The 15,128-nt window shown below is 57.0% G+C and carries 15 protein-coding genes; 8 read left to right on the top strand and 7 right to left on the bottom strand.

What is annotated here, in order from left to right:
• Positions 1–2: 2 nt before the first annotated feature.
• The 3 genes from ACOT0L_RS02890 to ACOT0L_RS02900 are packed head-to-tail and all read left to right on the top strand — an operon-like array spanning position 3 to position 1,972.
• Positions 3–1,217: a PP2C family protein-serine/threonine phosphatase gene (locus ACOT0L_RS02890; RefSeq protein WP_046621202.1), complete on the top strand. Its 1,215-nt coding sequence runs from the start codon at positions 3–5 to the stop codon at positions 1,215–1,217.
• Positions 1,207–1,545 (top strand): STAS domain-containing protein, encoded by a 339-nt coding sequence (locus tag ACOT0L_RS02895; protein WP_046621201.1) that lies wholly within the window; start codon positions 1,207–1,209, stop codon positions 1,543–1,545. Before ACOT0L_RS02890 ends, ACOT0L_RS02895 begins: the two co-directional genes overlap by 11 nt.
• A gap of 7 nt (positions 1,546–1,552) precedes the next feature.
• Positions 1,553–1,972 (top strand): ATP-binding protein, encoded by a 420-nt coding sequence (locus ACOT0L_RS02900; protein ID WP_126502730.1) that lies wholly within the window; start codon positions 1,553–1,555, stop codon positions 1,970–1,972.
• A gap of 101 nt (positions 1,973–2,073) precedes the next feature.
• On the opposite strand, the gene ACOT0L_RS02905 is transcribed toward ACOT0L_RS02900, so the two are convergent.
• From ACOT0L_RS02905 to ACOT0L_RS02930, 6 genes are all read right to left on the bottom strand, one after another.
• Entirely contained in the window at positions 2,074–3,249 is a 1,176-nt protein-coding gene (locus ACOT0L_RS02905; RefSeq protein ID WP_126502731.1) for a cupin, read from the bottom strand.
• Between the two features lie 11 nt (positions 3,250–3,260).
• Positions 3,261–4,052 carry an HpcH/HpaI aldolase family protein gene (locus ACOT0L_RS02910; RefSeq protein WP_126502732.1) on the bottom strand — a complete coding sequence of 264 codons (792 nt, stop codon included), beginning with the start codon at positions 4,050–4,052 and terminating at the stop codon, positions 3,261–3,263.
• On the bottom strand, positions 4,034–4,777 hold the full coding sequence (locus tag ACOT0L_RS02915; protein ID WP_023298422.1) for an alpha/beta fold hydrolase: 744 nt from the start codon (positions 4,775–4,777) through the stop codon (positions 4,034–4,036). Before ACOT0L_RS02915 ends, ACOT0L_RS02910 begins: the two co-directional genes overlap by 19 nt.
• A gap of 8 nt (positions 4,778–4,785) precedes the next feature.
• A complete protein-coding gene (locus ACOT0L_RS02920) occupies positions 4,786–5,550 on the bottom strand; it encodes an SDR family NAD(P)-dependent oxidoreductase (protein WP_126502733.1) in 765 nt (254 codons plus the stop codon).
• 3 nt (positions 5,551–5,553) lie between these two features.
• On the bottom strand, positions 5,554–6,876 hold the full coding sequence (gene hisD / locus ACOT0L_RS02925) for a histidinol dehydrogenase (protein WP_126502734.1): 1,323 nt from the start codon (positions 6,874–6,876) through the stop codon (positions 5,554–5,556).
• Between the two features lie 75 nt (positions 6,877–6,951).
• The gene (locus ACOT0L_RS02930) at positions 6,952–8,190 is read right to left on the bottom strand and encodes an MFS transporter (protein ID WP_022649095.1); all 1,239 of its coding nucleotides are present in this window, start codon (positions 8,188–8,190) and stop codon (positions 6,952–6,954) included.
• A gap of 308 nt (positions 8,191–8,498) precedes the next feature.
• Between ACOT0L_RS02930 and ACOT0L_RS02935 the strand changes: the two genes are divergently transcribed.
• The 5 genes from ACOT0L_RS02935 to ACOT0L_RS02955 all read left to right on the top strand — a co-directional run bounded on the left by ACOT0L_RS02935 (position 8,499) and on the right by ACOT0L_RS02955 (position 14,453).
• Positions 8,499–9,569, top strand: coding sequence for a LacI family DNA-binding transcriptional regulator (locus tag ACOT0L_RS02935; RefSeq protein ID WP_023298419.1), 1,071 nt, complete (start codon positions 8,499–8,501; stop codon positions 9,567–9,569).
• Complete coding sequence (locus ACOT0L_RS02940; RefSeq protein WP_063147482.1) at positions 9,566–10,537, top strand: nuclear transport factor 2 family protein; 972 nt, start codon at positions 9,566–9,568, stop codon at positions 10,535–10,537. Before ACOT0L_RS02935 ends, ACOT0L_RS02940 begins: the two co-directional genes overlap by 4 nt.
• Positions 10,538–10,643: 106 nt before the next feature.
• The gene (locus ACOT0L_RS02945) at positions 10,644–11,786 is read left to right on the top strand and encodes an ester cyclase (protein WP_015571629.1); all 1,143 of its coding nucleotides are present in this window, start codon (positions 10,644–10,646) and stop codon (positions 11,784–11,786) included.
• Positions 11,787–13,082: a histidinol dehydrogenase gene (gene hisD, locus ACOT0L_RS02950; RefSeq protein WP_126502735.1), complete on the top strand. Its 1,296-nt coding sequence runs from the start codon at positions 11,787–11,789 to the stop codon at positions 13,080–13,082.
• Positions 13,083–13,136: 54 nt separating this feature from the next.
• Complete coding sequence (locus tag ACOT0L_RS02955; RefSeq protein ID WP_126502736.1) at positions 13,137–14,453, top strand: amidase; 1,317 nt, start codon at positions 13,137–13,139, stop codon at positions 14,451–14,453.
• A gap of 343 nt (positions 14,454–14,796) precedes the next feature.
• Here the strand turns inward: ACOT0L_RS02955 and ACOT0L_RS02960 are convergent, their stop codons facing one another.
• Complete coding sequence (locus ACOT0L_RS02960) at positions 14,797–15,090, bottom strand: contact-dependent growth inhibition system immunity protein (protein ID WP_063152622.1); 294 nt, start codon at positions 15,088–15,090, stop codon at positions 14,797–14,799.
• Positions 15,091–15,128 lie beyond the last annotated feature (38 nt).

Below are 15,128 nucleotides of genomic sequence, written 5' to 3' on the forward strand. Positions count from 1 at the left end.
GTATGTTGTCCCAGCACGTCCTGATAGTTGAAGATTCACTGGTTTATCGTCGCCTGCTTAGCCGTATGCTGACGCAGTGGGGGTATATCGTCTACGAGGCGGAGAATGGCGTCGCCGCGCTTGAGATCCTTGAAAACCAGCCCGTCAGCCTGGTGATTAGCGACTGGGATATGCCGGAAATGGATGGCCTGACATTGTGCCGGGAGGTTCGCAGCCGCCAGTTCGGCCATTATGTTTATGTAATTTTGCTTACCGCGCGCGAAGAGCCGGGCGATCTGACGGTGGGTTTTGACGCCGGTGCGGATGATTTTCTCAATAAGCCAGTCGAGCAGAGTGAGCTACGGGCGCGATTGCACGCGGGGGCACGGGTTTTGTCCCTTGAAGCCACGCTTGCTGCGCGTAATGCGCGCCTCAGCGAGGCGTTAAGGCAGATAGAGCAAGACCTTGAGGTGGCGGCACGGATCCAGCAGTCGGTTCTGCCCGCGCATCAGCTGCGCTACCGGGATTATTTTGCCGACTGGATTTTCCTGCCGTCAGCCTGGGTATCGGGCGATATTTTCAATGTCTTCCCTCTCGACAACCATCTGGGATTCTACTGTGTTGATGTGTCGGGGCACGGCGTCGGTGCGGCGATGATGTCACTTGCTGTTGCCCGTCAGTTTCTGCATGGCAGGGCGGTAGAGCGTTTTCTGTTTGCGGACGAGAGCGATGTTGCGTCCCCTGCAGAAGTCGTTCGCATCCTGAACGGTCGCTTTTGCAGCGAAGAGGCTGAGATAATGAGTTATTTCACCATGATTTACGGCGTTATCGACCTGGCGACAGGCGAAGGCAAGCTGTGCCAGGCCGGGCATCCTACACCGTTCATTGTGAACCCTGGTGGCGAGGTCAGGACGGTCGGTGAAGGCGGTGCGCCGGTAGGATTGATGCCGGATCTCAGCTGGACAGACGTGAGCTTCTCGCTGGCACCGGGTGATCGCCTCTGTCTGTTTAGCGATGGTATTACCGAGTGTGAGAACCCTGATAACGAACAGTTTGGTCAGGCGCGTTTGCAGCGTCGGCTTCAGAGTGATGTCACGCTAGCGCTGGAACAGCTCTTACCGCAGTTTGCACAGCATCTTATACGCTGGCGCAGCGGAGAATGTCGTGAACAGCAGGCTATGGCCGATGATGTTTCCTTATTAGTAATTGAGCGTACAGGAGTAAACGATGAACATTGATACAGACCGGCTGAGCGAGGTAAACATTATGACCCCATCGGTGCGCCGACTGGACGCCTCGGTGGCGGCGGGATTTAAGGAAGCCATTGCCAGGGAGATTGGGGAAGATCGTAAATCCCTGATAGTCGATTTCAGCAAAATCGACTTTATCGACAGTAGCGGCCTTGGTGCGCTGGTTTCCCTGCTGAAAATGATGAACGGTAAAGGTGAAATGATGTTATGTGCGCTGAACCCCGGTATACGCAACATGTTTACCCTGACCCGTATGGATCGCATATTTCGCATCTGCCCGGATCGCGCAACGGCACTTGCGCAGCTAAATCAGTGAGTTGACTGTGGCTAACCACATCTCTTTTCCCGCCACGTTAACTTCAGTCTCGCCGCTTGCGGCATGGCTTGAGAGCCAGATGGCCTCGCTATCCGTCAGCGATGACTGGCGCTTTGCGCTCGATCTCGCCGCCTGTGAGACGGCTACCAACATTATTCGTCATGCGCTACATGAGGATCCGGAACGTTGCTTCACCGTGGAGTTCATCGCTACCGTCTCGGACGCGACGCTGCGTTTTACGGACGATGGCGATGAATTTCCCGCTGAACGTCTCGTGGCGGTGCGGGACGACGCGACGTTCGATGCCTCTCTTTTGGCTGAAAGCGGCAGAGGACTGAAACTCATTTTTTTGTATGTCGATAATTTCACGGTGGAAAACGTTGCAGGGAAAAATATCACCGTTCTGGAGAAGAGGATGGTCGGATAATGTTGACGTTTAAGAAGGCCCGGTGAGGGGCGGTATGTTGATAACCACAATGGCGCAGTGAACAGTCTGCGCCAGTATCGTGATGACGAGTATAAGCTCAGTCAGGCATTCGCCTGCCATTTCTCCAGTATCGCACCGGCCCGACGGGCCGTGGCAGGCAGGATGTCGGCATCGGCCACGTAGCCATCGGGATCGAGACAGCGATTGTGTTCTCTCGCCTGTTGCAGGATCGCTTCATCCCAGTAGAGGCGCTTACGCTGATCGCCGCGGGTCGTCAGAATAAACTCCGTTTTGCCGTCAACCGCGCGGTAGCGACGCCAGCTGTTTGCCGGAACAGAGATCACCGAACGTTCCGGAGCGATAACGCTCACTTCTTCGCCCGCCTCGTTCCAGGTGATCTCCAGCTGGCCTTTAAAGACCATAATGACCTGAATATCCGGGCAGAGATGGCGGCCCACAACGTGATCCTCGGCGAGACGCAGCCATTCGACGGAAAAACCGTGCGGGCTCACGATAGCGGGAGCGGAATCCCGATCCTGTGAAATGCCGAAACCGATAACCGGCGCAATTTCGCCGCCGTGTCCTGGCAGCACCGAATCCAGCAGTCCCTGGGCTGACCAGCAGCGGTCATCGCCGGTTACCGCACGCTGGCGCATCTCCTCAACGCTGTAGTCACGCAGCCCGGCAATATATTCCTCTGACAGCGGCGTCAGCAGCGCGGCGGGGTCAGGCCGCGGGTCGCCGGTTTCCTGTGTGATGAGCATGTTGTCTTTACTCAAATACATTCCGTATTCGCTGGCTGCCGCCAGCACGGAAGGATGCCAGATGATGCCGCCCGTGTTGTCCCCGCCGAGCACCGTAAACACCATACCGCTGGTCTCTTCTTTACTGACGTTGGTGAAACCGCGGAAGATCCAGGTCGGTATTGAAAGGATAGTGGGTGCGCTAAATTCAGCTTCATGCTCGCCGTTGGCACCCCAGCGAAAACGCCATGTTCCTTCATGGATCAGGAACACCTCGGCGGTGAAATGCAGATGCAGATTATTCGTCACCCCTTCCGGCATAGCCGCCGCGCCAATGTTAAAGCCGTGCGGCTCGGGAATATTGACGACCTGCTCGCTGGACTGGGTTACACCCGGGCCGATGAAGGAATAGTTTTGTTTGAGATGCGAGCCGGGTAGCTTGCAATCAATAAAAGCAAGATTACAGGAAACCATGTCCTCGGGGGCGATCAACCGTGTTCGAGCCTGACTCTGGGTAAGATGGATGGTTTTCATTATTTCTCCTTTTAATAACCGGATGCACCGGTGGTAGGGATAGCGTTGCTGCGGACGAGGGCAATGGCTTCACGCGAGGCGCGACCCAGTTGCATAACGTCGTTTGCAGGGGTAACAAACTGAAAACCCTGATCAATGCGCGCTGCGGCGGCCGCGCCGGAAGTGCAGAAAATTCCGGCAATCTTCTGCTGCTGGCGGCAGCAGTGAATCACCTGCTCAATAGCAGCAAGCATTTCGGGATGTTGGGATTCGGCGCTGGCGCTGCCGGTCAGCGTCAGTGAGAGATCGTTGGGGCCAATAAACACACCGTCCAGCCCTTCGGTATCAAGGATGGCGTCAAGATCAGCCAGCCCTTCGCGGGTTTCGATCATCGCCAGCGTCAGGATCTCGTTGTTAGCGTGCTGTGGATAATCACTGCCGCCGTAGAGTAGACCTCTGGCCGGACCAAAGGAGCGAACACCCAGCGGTGGATAGCGACAGGCAGCGACAAAACGGCGAGCCTGTTCCGCGCTGGAGATCATCGGGCAGATTACGCCGTAGGCTCCTGCGTCTAATACGCGCATGATTTGCGCCGGATCGTTATCTGCCACCCGCACCAGCGGCACGGCAGGCGTGGCCGATAGCGCCTGTAGCATTGACAGCGCGCTGGCAAAATCAATCATGCCGTGCTGCAAATCGACGGTGACGGCGTCGTAACCCTGATGGCCCATAATTTCCGCGCTATAACCGGACGGGATCGCCAGCCAGCCGTTTATGATGGGAGTATTTTCCAGAAATGCGGTCTTTAAACTGTTTTTGCGCACTGTATGCACTCCGTTATCCACTGACGCAGCAGCGGCGCGATCTCATCCGGGGTTTCCAGCGGAATAAAATGCCCGCCAGCCTCCACCGTATGCCTGGTCACGTTCGCGTTGCCTGCTGCCAGTAGCTGATGATGATGGGGCGTACAGATAACGTCCTGCGCGCCGTTTAGAAGTAATGTGGGGCAGGAGAGGGCGTTAAACGCAGTCCGGTTGTCCTGCCGGTGAATGGCCATTTCCGTTTGCCCGGCAAAGGTCTCAATGCCGCACTCTTGCGCCATTCGGCAAATAGTCTCTTGCAGGATCCGATCGGACAGACGTGACGGGGCGACATAGCTCTGCCACAGCGAGGAGACCAGCCAGTCGGCCAGGCCCCGCGCCTGTGCGGTGCGTACCGCTTCCCGGCGTGAAGCGAGGGTGTCTGGCGCAACGGGCAACGGATTAACGGAAATCAGCGTCAGCCCGTTCACTCTTTCTGGCGCGTCGGCGGCCATTTGCAGCGCGACTATGGCACCGAGAGAAAACCCTGCCAGCAGAAAGCGCGGCGGCAGAACCTCTAATAACCGCCGTGACGCCTGCGGCGCGGACTCCGCACCCGTCAGCGTAATACAGGACACCGCTGCGACATTCAGCCGTTCAATAACGGGCTGCCAGAGCCGGGCGTTACAGAGCGTGCCACCAAGCAGCACCAGTGGCAGATCGGTATTGTCCAGAAGCGGATATTCCATTGCATCCCTCACGTAGCGGTCCAGCCGCCGTCAACCATCAGGGCACTGCCGGTGATCAGCCCGGCGGCATCTGAGGCGAGAAACACTACCGGGCCCATAATGTCCTCCAGCTTGCCTAACCGGCGCAGCTTGATGTTGTCCAGCACGTAGTGGCGGAACGCCGGATCGGCAAGCGCCGGGCGCGTCAGGTCGGTTTCAATGAAGGTCGGGCACAGCGTATTAACGCGGATCCCCGCATCGCCCAGCTCCAGCGCCATCGTTCGGGTTAACCCTTCAAGCGCGAATTTGGAGGCACAGTACACGCTACGCTCGGGGCCACCAACGTGTCCCATTTGCGATGAGATGTGAATAATCGACCCTCCCTTACCGCCCGCCCGCATTCTGCGCGCCACGCGCTGGCTGACAAAAAAGGTGGCGCGCAGGTTAAGCGCCATCACCGCATCGAAATTGTCCTCGTTCACCTCAAGAAACGGCTGATGGCGGGCCAGCCCGGCACTGTTCACCAGAATGTCGGGCGTGGGCAATGTCGCCAGCACACGCTCCACCTCCTGAGCGTCGGTAATATCCAGCTCCAGCGGGTGAAATGCGAGCCTGTGTTCCGCTGCCAGACTTGCGGCATGCGCCAGCGCCTCGTGGCCCCGGGCGGCGATCCATACCTCTGCGCCCGCCTGTGCGAGGGCGACGGCGGCAGCGAAGCCAATCCCTCTTGACCCGCCGGTTACCAGCGCGCGTTTGCCGTGCAGGGTGAAAGAGGGCGTTTGCAAAAGCGTCATGGCTTACACCTTTTCCCTGACCGGGGCCGGTGTGGCGTAGGGAACCTCCGTCTGGCCATAACGGCGCACGCGAATATTGGCCTGCTCGGCATGTCCGGCGAAACCCTCCAGCAGCGACAGACGCGAACAATAGCTGCCGATTTCGGCGGTGGCTTCGTCGCTGAGGACTTTCTGGAAGGTGCAGGTTTTCATGAACTTGCCCACCCACAGGCCGCCGGTATAGCGTGCGGATTTTTGCGTCGGCAGGGTGTGGTTGGTTCCGATCACCTTATCGCCGTAGGCCACGTTAGTACGCGGCCCAAGGAACAGCGCGCCGTAATTGGTCAGGTTAGCCAGGAACCAGTCGTCCCGGTCGGTCATCACCTGAACATGTTCGGAAGCGATACGATCTGCCTCCAGCAGCATCTCTTCGTAGCTGTCGCAGACGATGATTTCCCCGTAGTCCTGCCAGGACTGGCGGGCAATGTCGGCGGTAGGGAGCTTTTCCAGCAGCCGTTCCACTTCGCTGAGCGTCTCTTTGGCAAGCTGGAGCGAGTTCGTCAGCAGGATGGCAGGGGTGGTGACGCCGTGTTCGGCCTGGCCCAGCAGATCCGTGGCGCACATTTCCGCGTCAACGGTGTCATCGGCAATCACCAGCGTTTCCGTCGGACCGGCAAACAGATCGATACCTACCCGGCCGAACAGCTGGCGTTTGGCCTCCGCGACGAACGCGTTACCGGGGCCGACCAGCATGTCGACCGGTGCCAGCGAGTCCGTGCCCAGCGCCATGGCGCCTATCGCCTGAATGCCGCCAAGGGCATAGATTTCCGTTGCGCCAGCCATTTTTTGCGCCGCGACAATCGCCGGGGCGGGCTGACCGTTAAACGGCGGGGCACAGCTGATAATTCTTGAGCACCCCGCCACGCTGGCGGTGATAATCGACATGTGCGCGGAGGCGAGCAGGGGATATTTTCCGCCAGGCACGTAACATCCCACGGCGTTAATCGGAATATTTTTATGCCCGAGAATAACGCCGGGACGCGTTTCAATTTCCAGATCCCGCAGGCATTCTTTCTGCGCGCGGGCAAAATTCGCCACCTGCTGTTGGGCGAATTCAATATCCTGAATATCCTGGCGGCTTAACTGTTTTATGCAGCGGTCGATCTCCGCGGGGGTCAGACGATAATCCTGACGGTCATAACGATCGAATTTAATGGATAATTCGCGAATGGCTTTATTTCCACGCTTTTCAATATCCGCAAGTATTTGCTCAACCGTTTCTCTTATTTGCTGGTTGGCTTGCTGGCGCTCTTCGGTAGATTTACCGGTTTTTAATTTCCAGGACACACGCTTCTCCTTACCTTTTTTAGATGTCAGTTGTCCTCCCGGCAGACCGGGAAAGGGTGTTTACTTCAGAGTGGGTTATTGATCCGGCGCGGCGGCGTACGCACCGTTTTTTAATAATTGGGCTGAGGTTTGCGTTTTACGGGCATATACCCATCGAGCGGACAGCGGCGTGGCAATAGCGGCCACAACGGAAAGGGCGGCAATCAATATATAACCGGACGACAGGTTAATATGTTGCATCATTACGCCCATCATTACCGGCCCGACAAACATGCCGCAGGAATAAATGGTCTGGAATAGTCCCATTCGCGTGGATTGTTCATCAGACGAGGTATTCACTACGCTGAGCGACATGAATGCGGCAAAGGCCATACCGAACGAAAAACCTGCCAGCGCCTGCCACAGGTAAATGACGTACATATTGCTGGTAAAGGGAATGCCGAAGGTGGAGATCACCTGTAAAACGATGCCGAGCACGGCGGTTTTTACCAGCCCAAGGCGCTGATAAAACACCGAGCTGCACAGGGCGATGGCCAGCCCGTAAAACAGAAGGTGGATGTTTCCGAGCACCGCGAGGATCCCCGCCCGGGCGCCGAGCTGTTCGGCGTAGACCGGCGTCAGCGTGTCCCGGGTGGCGAAGGGCACCAGAATGACGACGGTCGCCAGGATGCCAATCAGCCAGACGGAACGGTCGGCCAGCTGCTGGCGCGCGCCGGTGATGCAGGCTTTAAGCGTGGGGGCCTGCACCGGGTCGTGCACGTCCTGAATGCGGGTCGTCAGGATCAACGCCACCAGGGCGGAGATGCAGGAGACAAAAAAGGCGATGTTATTGGCAAAATAGTGAATCAGCACCGCGCCAATACAGTTGCCGAGAAACACGCCGATGGGCCCTGCCAGCGCCAGCAGCGCGACGGCGGCAGGGGCTTCGTTGCGACCGAAGTAACGCATGAACAGGATGTTGTACAGCACCCATGTCGCCGCCGTGACGCCGTCTGCCGCTTTCGCCAGATACAGCGTAATGGCATTGGGTTCAAGCCAGGCAATTGGCCAGGCGATAATTGGCAGCAGCAGGCCAATCTGGATGAAGATCCTGCGGCTTTTAACCACGTCGGAAATAATGCCTAACGGGAAGCGTATCAGAAGGGTTGCCAGCCCGGATGCGCCCATGATGATGCCCATGATCTGTGGCTCAATGCCCTGGTTGATCATCATGGGGGCCAGGAATGCATCAATGCTATGGATGCAGATAAAGAACAGGATGCTGATGATGAAAAAGAGCCGGGCTTCCCGACGGCGTAACAGTGCTTGAAACATGGTTTTGAACCTCTTAAGAATTAATGGGTTATAACCAGTCAGGGACGACGTTTACCGGTTCAATCCTTTGGGCGACTCCTGTTCTCTCCGGTACCTTTGACGGTATGAAAACTCTTTGCATACGTATTCAAGATTTGAAGTTACGAAAAGGTTTCATGTTTGTAAAGTGATCTCGATCTTGTTGTGAGAATTTTAATTTTTTGTGTTGCATACGCATGCAAAGGTGGTGTAAGTATAAAAAACACCCACTTGCTGAGGCGTTTGAAGCACGCGCAAATGGGCAGGACGTTGATAAGGAATCAGGGGTAATGAAACGTAAGACTTTTGCAGCAGTCACATCCCAACAGGTCGCTCAACTGGCGGGGGTATCACAATCTGCGGTGTCGCGAACGTTCACGCCGGGGGCCAGCATTTCACCGGCAACGCGTGAAAAAGTGCTGAAGGCGGCGCGCGAGTTGGGCTATCGCCCGAATGCGATAGCCCGTTCGCTCAACACGGCGCGTTCGCGCATTATCGGTGTCGTCATTTCTTACTTTGATAACCCCTTTTACTCGCAGGTGCTGGAGGCGCTGGCACAAAAGCTGGATACGCTGAACTATCACCTGCTGCTGTTCGTTGGCGACCGGGACGGTAACGTTGACCGTATTTTTGACCAGATTATGCAGTACCGGGTGGATGGCATTGTGCTGGCCTCGGTGACGCTGTCGCTGGAGTTGTCCGAGGAGTGTCTTGCCGCCGGGATCCCGGTAGTGCTGTTTAACCGCAGCGAAGAGAGTGGCATGGCCTCCAGCGTCAACAGTAATAACGAAGCGGCCGCGCGGCAGATTGCCGAGTTTCTGCTGGCGGGGGAGCACAAGCGTTTTGCCTACGTGGGCGGCGTGGCGGATTCCCCGGTCAATATCGCCCGCCAGCGCGGGTTCATCTCCACGCTGGAAGAACATGGCATCACCGATGTGCGGGTGGTGCACGGGAATTACGACGCTCAGCAAACCACCCGGGCGGCTTATACCCTGTTTTCGGCGTCGCCAGCGCCGGATGCGGTCTTTGTCGCCAACGATCATATGGCCGTCACGGTAATGGATGTGGCGCGCTATGAGTTTGGTTTGCGCATTCCGGAGGAGGTCTCCATTGTCGGGTATGACGACATCGGCCCTTCCGGCTGGCCCTCTTATGCGTTGACCTCGGCGTCGCAGCCGGTCGGCGCGATGGTAGATGCCACGGTGGAACTGTTAATGAAGCAAATTGACAGCGGAACCATAGAGCCTGAACAGATTACGGTGCCCGGTACGCTGGTGATACGCCACTCGGCGCGTCGCCCACGCAGCGGCGTTATCGAAACCAATGGTTTAACGCTATTCCAGTCTAAGGAGCGCACATGACCAGATTGCGGGGCTTCAGCCCTCAATTCGACTCTATCCAGCAGTTCATTTTGACGCTGACGCATGTCGTCTGGGAGCAGAAAGATATCGGCCAGCTGGCGGATTTTTACGCCACGCCGGTGGTTTTCACTACCCCCGAAAAACAGCTGCATGAGCTTTCCCAGTTTATGCGCCTGACGCTTGAGGCGATGCACAGCTTCCCGCAGCGAGCGGTGCTGACGGAGGATATTCTGTGCAGCCTGAACCCGGGGGACGAGTACTATGCGGCTCAGCGTACCGTAGCCCGCATTCAGCATCAGGGGGAGGGATTTTTTGGCCCGCCGACCGGGAAAAATGTCTGGGTCCGCACCTGGGCCGATCGCATCTGTGTTGATGGGGCCGTACGTCAGGAGTGGCTGCTTCAGGATCGTGCTGCGATTGTGGCGCAACTGGGGCTGGATATCCGCGAATTTGCCTTTAACCTGGCGACCATGCGCCAGCAGCTTGGCGTGGAGGCGGTCTCTGCCGAGACGCTGGATGCCCGCTGGGCGGGCGGGCCCGAGGGCGACGACGTAGAAGGGGCGCTGGCAGGCGTCGTTGAGCGCTACTTAACCATGTGGGCGGGCGGTAACAGTGGCGTGGTGCCCGGTCTCTATCACCCGGCGGCGACGCTTTACGCGCCGGGTCATTGCCTCTGCACCGGTGAGCAGGAAATTGGCGCACAGCTTTCTGGCTACCGCGCTTCATTTGCCGACAGCGAAACGCAGCTCCATCATCTGATTGTGCGTAAAGATCCTAACGAGCCGATTCGGCTTTCCCTGCGCTGGTCATTATTAACCTGGCATGACGGTTACGGCAAATTTGGTGCGCCAACCCGTAAACCCATATCAATTACCGGTATCAGCCAGCTTGAATTACGTGATGGTTTAATTTTCCGTGAATATCTGGGGATCGATGAATTAGCGATCTGGTCGCAAATTGTAAATTAACAGGGGCGGCAGCCCCCTTATTCTGGCTGCCGAAAATAATCGAGTTTAATTCACCCTCACTTACGGGTGCGGGTTCTTATTGTCTGAAAACAGAGCAGGAGTTTATATGTCTTCCACCGAAGCAACAAATAAAGCACCAGCCGTACCCGAAAAAAGCAGCGTGAAATCGCTGAAAGAGGAACCTGTATTACAGGTGGAACGTCGTGATTTTGTCGATCTGGTACCGGAAAAAAGACCGCGCGTGCAATCATTACGCGGCTTTGATGACTGCTATACCGATATTGTCGATTATATAGTTCGCTGCACCCATAAAATATGGGACGAGCGCGATGTCGGCTTAATTTATTCTCACTATACCCATAACTGCGTGCTGTATAACGCGCTGGGGACACTCTATAACCGTGAGCAGGTGGTACAGGATACGCTGCAACGCTTAATTGCCTTCCCGGAGCGGCGCGGCATGGCAACCCAGGTTATCTGGAACGGAAATGATGTTGACGGTTTTTATACCTCTCACCTGGTGACGGGAAGCGGGCGGCATACCCAGCACAGCCATTTAGGCAAGCCGACCAACCGCACCTTCGTTACCCGTACCGTGGCAGATTGCATGATCCACGAGAATAAAATTTACCGGGAGTGGGTGGTCAGCGACAACATGTCGTTAATGAAACAGCTTGGCCTGAATACCGATCAAATCGCATTTAATATGGCAAAGGAGCAGTTTGATAAAGGCTTCCGCGTGATGGATATCGGCGAAAACGGCCGCATGCTGGGGCAATATCCGCCGGAGATGGAGTGCGATGTATCCATTGCACACACCGATACGGAAGAGCAGTGCCTGCGCTGGCTGCATGAGATCTACAATCGTCGGATGTTCGGCAAAATCAAAGAGGTTTACGCCCCTAACGTGCAGTGGCATGGCCCGCTGATGAAAGAGCTGTACGGCACCGCGGCGGTAACCCATCAGACGCTGGCGCTGGTGGGGATGATCCCTGACGGCGCGTGGCTGCCGCAGCATATCTGTTCCAACCCGTGCGATGAAGGCGGCGTCAAAGTGGCGGTTCGCTGGATCATCGAAGGGCATCACCTGGGTTACGGCGAACTGGGCAAGCCGACCGGAGAACGACTGTTCGTGATGGGCATGTCGCACTACCACATCGTCAACGGCAAAATTGTTGATGAATGGGTCGTGTATGACCACCTGGCGCTGCTGGCGCAAATCAAACTCGGCCAGATGGAGGACGCGTAAATGTTAAATCAGGTGAGCTGGATTAAGCGCCCACAGGGGCAGGATGCGCAGGCCGATCGTTCCCTGACGGAGAAGGTCAGCGCCATTATCGAGCGCGTTAAAACCGAAGGCGATACGGCGCTAAGAGCCTTTTCGCAGCAGTTTGATAACGCCGTGCCGACGCAGTTTGAGGTGAGCGAGCAGGAGATCGCCGAAGCACTGCAGGGGATGGATGCCCAGACGCGCCGCGACAGCGAGTTTGCTATTAATCAGGTGCGTCGTTTTGCGCAGGCGCAGCTGGCGACCATGCAGCCGCTGGAAGTTGAGACGCTGCCTGGCGTGCATCTCGGTCACCGGATCATCCCGGTGCAGACGGTGGGCTGCTACGTGCCGGGTGGGCGTTACCCGATCCTCTCTGCGCCGGTGATGTCGATTGTCCCTGCGACGGTGGCGGGCTGCGAACAGGTCATCGCCTGTCTGCCGCCGGGAGCGCATCCGGCGATGATCGCGGTTTGCCATCTGGCGGGCGCGCACCGCATTTTCAGGGTAGGTGGCGCGCAGGCCATTGCGGCCATGGCCTGGGGAACGGAGAGCATTCCATCGGTGGACAAAATCGTTGGGCCAGGCAACGCCTTCGTTAACGAAGCGAAACGCCAGGTGTTTGGTCGAGTCGGCATTGATGCCCTCGCCGGGCCGAGCGAGATTTTCACTATCGCTGACGACAGCGCCGATCCGCGCATTCTGGCCGCCGATATGCTGGCGCAGGCAGAACACGATATTCATACCCGCGTCGGGCTGGCGACAACCAGCCGGGATATCGCTGAGCGTACCCTGGCGGAGGTTGAGCGTCAGCTTGCCAGCCTGCCAACGGCCGCCACGGCGGGGGAGGCGTGGCGCCGGCAGGGTGAGATTGTGCTCTGCGAAGATGAAGCGCAGCTGATTGCGTTTGCTGACCATATGGCGACGGAGCATTTGCAGGTGCATACCCGCGATCCGCACGCGACGGCGGCGAAGATCCGCAACTATGGCTCGCTGTTTATTGGTCAGAACGCCAGCGTGGTGTTCTCTGATAAATGCTGCGGCACCAACCATACGTTACCGACGATGGCGGCGGCACGCTATACCGGCGGTCTGTGGGTTGGGGCGTACGTCAAAATCTGTACCCATCAGTGGATTGACGAGCAGGGTATCCCGGCAATCGCAGAACCGGCGATCCGCCAGAGCCGTACCGAGGGGATGCAGGGGCACCGACGGGCGGCGGAAATTCGTCTGCGTCCGCAGGACATTGATGCCATTACTACCGGCATGCGGGACTAAAACGTATCCCGGGCAGCCTTCTGCCCGGTTTTCATCACGAGGGAGCCTGAGACTATGAAGCGCCTGATACCGCCAGACGACTGCCCGGAGGAAATTGCCCGCCGTCTCGACGTCATTCAGCAGCACCGGGCGCTCAACGCGATCCTCGGGGTTAACCCTGACGCCATGTCTCAGGCGGACCAGCATCAGCAGCAGCGTCGACGCGGGGAGCCGATCGGCCCCCTGCACGGCGTGCCGTTGATCGTCAAAGATAATATTGCCTGCGCACCGATGCCTATTACTCTTGGCTGCCGGGCGCTGGCCTCACTTAACGCGACGTCGGATGCGCTTGTTATACAGCGGTTGCGCAGGGCAGGAGCGATTATCCTCGCCAGAGCGAATATGTCCGAGTTTGCTTTTGACGTGCGCTCGCGAAGCTCGCTGGGGGGCGATGTGGCAAACCCGCTTCGCCCGTCACTCACCGCCGGAGGTTCCAGCGGAGGATGCGCCGCGGCGGTGGCGGCGGGGATGGCGGATGGCGCATTGGGTACCGATACCGGCGGCTCTATCCGCATTCCCTGTAGCTATACCGGGCTGGTGGGGCTACGGCCTGCTTTTCGCCGTTCACAGCTGGATGGCGTGGCGCCGCTCTCGCCCAGCAAAGATACCGTTGGGCCAATGGTACATAGCGTTGAAGATGCCGCCTTGCTGCATGCGGTGATCCATGGTTTGCCACCGGTTGCGCTTCCTGTGCGTTCGCTGAAAGGCGTTCGCTTTGGTGTGGTAACCGCGTTACAGGGAGAGGATGAGGTACAGCTGGAGGTCTGGCAGTCGGCGCTGCACACGTTGCGTCGTGCCGGAGCAACGCTGGTGGAGGTATCATTACCTTTGCTGGACGACGTAAGTCAGGCGACATGCCTGAGCCTGTATGAATTTCGCGTGGCGATTGACGACTGGCTTAGCAAACAGCCTGGCGCTCCCTCCGGACTAACAAGCATTGTGGACTCCGGCGCTTACCTGCCAGAGTTTGCGCCGTTTCTACGTCAGATGCTGGCGAGTAGCACGCTGAAAACCCCGCTCTGGCTGGCGGAGCGTCGCTTTCAGCGCCTGTTACGGCAGAGCCTTTGCCAGGTGGCGGAGGCGCAGCGCATCGACGGATTTGTGTATCCCACCGTACAACGGTTACCAGAAAGTATGGCGAAGATGCCGCCAGGCTGCGCGCCGGAACTGGCCGCCATCAGCGGCCTGCCAGCTATAACGTTGCCGTGCGGCGTAAGCCGTATCGGTCTGCCGGTGGGGATGGAGATGTTATCGGTGCAGGAGGATGAGACGGCGTTGATGGTGCTGGCGCTGGCGTGTGAGGGGGCGCTGGACGGGAAGGGACAGATATAAAAAGCCCGCAGAGCTTGCGCCGTGCGGGCTTTCAGCACTTCATCGGGTGATTCTGGTAATCACCGATGGAGGATTTTTGGACTGGTGGAGTCTGAATAAATTCATTAATAGGCTGTTTTTTTGTTGATAATTTATAAATTCAACTTTCACGGGTATGCCAATGGCGATTTGTTGCAGTGTTTCCTGTGGTTAAGCAAACCTGTTTTTTGAATGGATCACATCAAGAAAAAGCTTTTTTGGATTTAACTGTTCACCCTTAACTTATATTTAGAAAGAAAAAGACCGGCTGTTGCCGGTCTGAGGTCGGTTAAGCCGTTACGGGTTTGTCTTCCTGTAGCTACTTCTAAGAAAGGGCAAGTCTGCGCACAGTCATCAGGAAATCGAATGGGGTTGAATCCCACAACTCAGGTGAGAAATCAAATCCATACCGGCTTTTGAATTCCTCATCCAGCCTGTCTCCGTAAAGCGCAAGGAAAGAATCGACCTCTTCGGCTAACTCTTTTAACATCCAATCTGGGGCTGTTTTTTTATAGAGTTCAATAGTGCCCTCAATAGTATCCTCTCCCTCATTTATGAGGTCATGATCCTGATTGAAATAACCCTGAATCAGCTGATCAAGATGATAGAAACTTTGCATAATCCACCTGTCCTATGGGGTCGGGAATGCTGTAAGGA

Origin of the sequence: Enterobacter cloacae complex sp. XAL002 (genome assembly GCF_049236805.1) — a bacterium.
GTDB lineage: Bacteria > Pseudomonadota > Gammaproteobacteria > Enterobacterales > Enterobacteriaceae > Enterobacter > Enterobacter intestinihominis.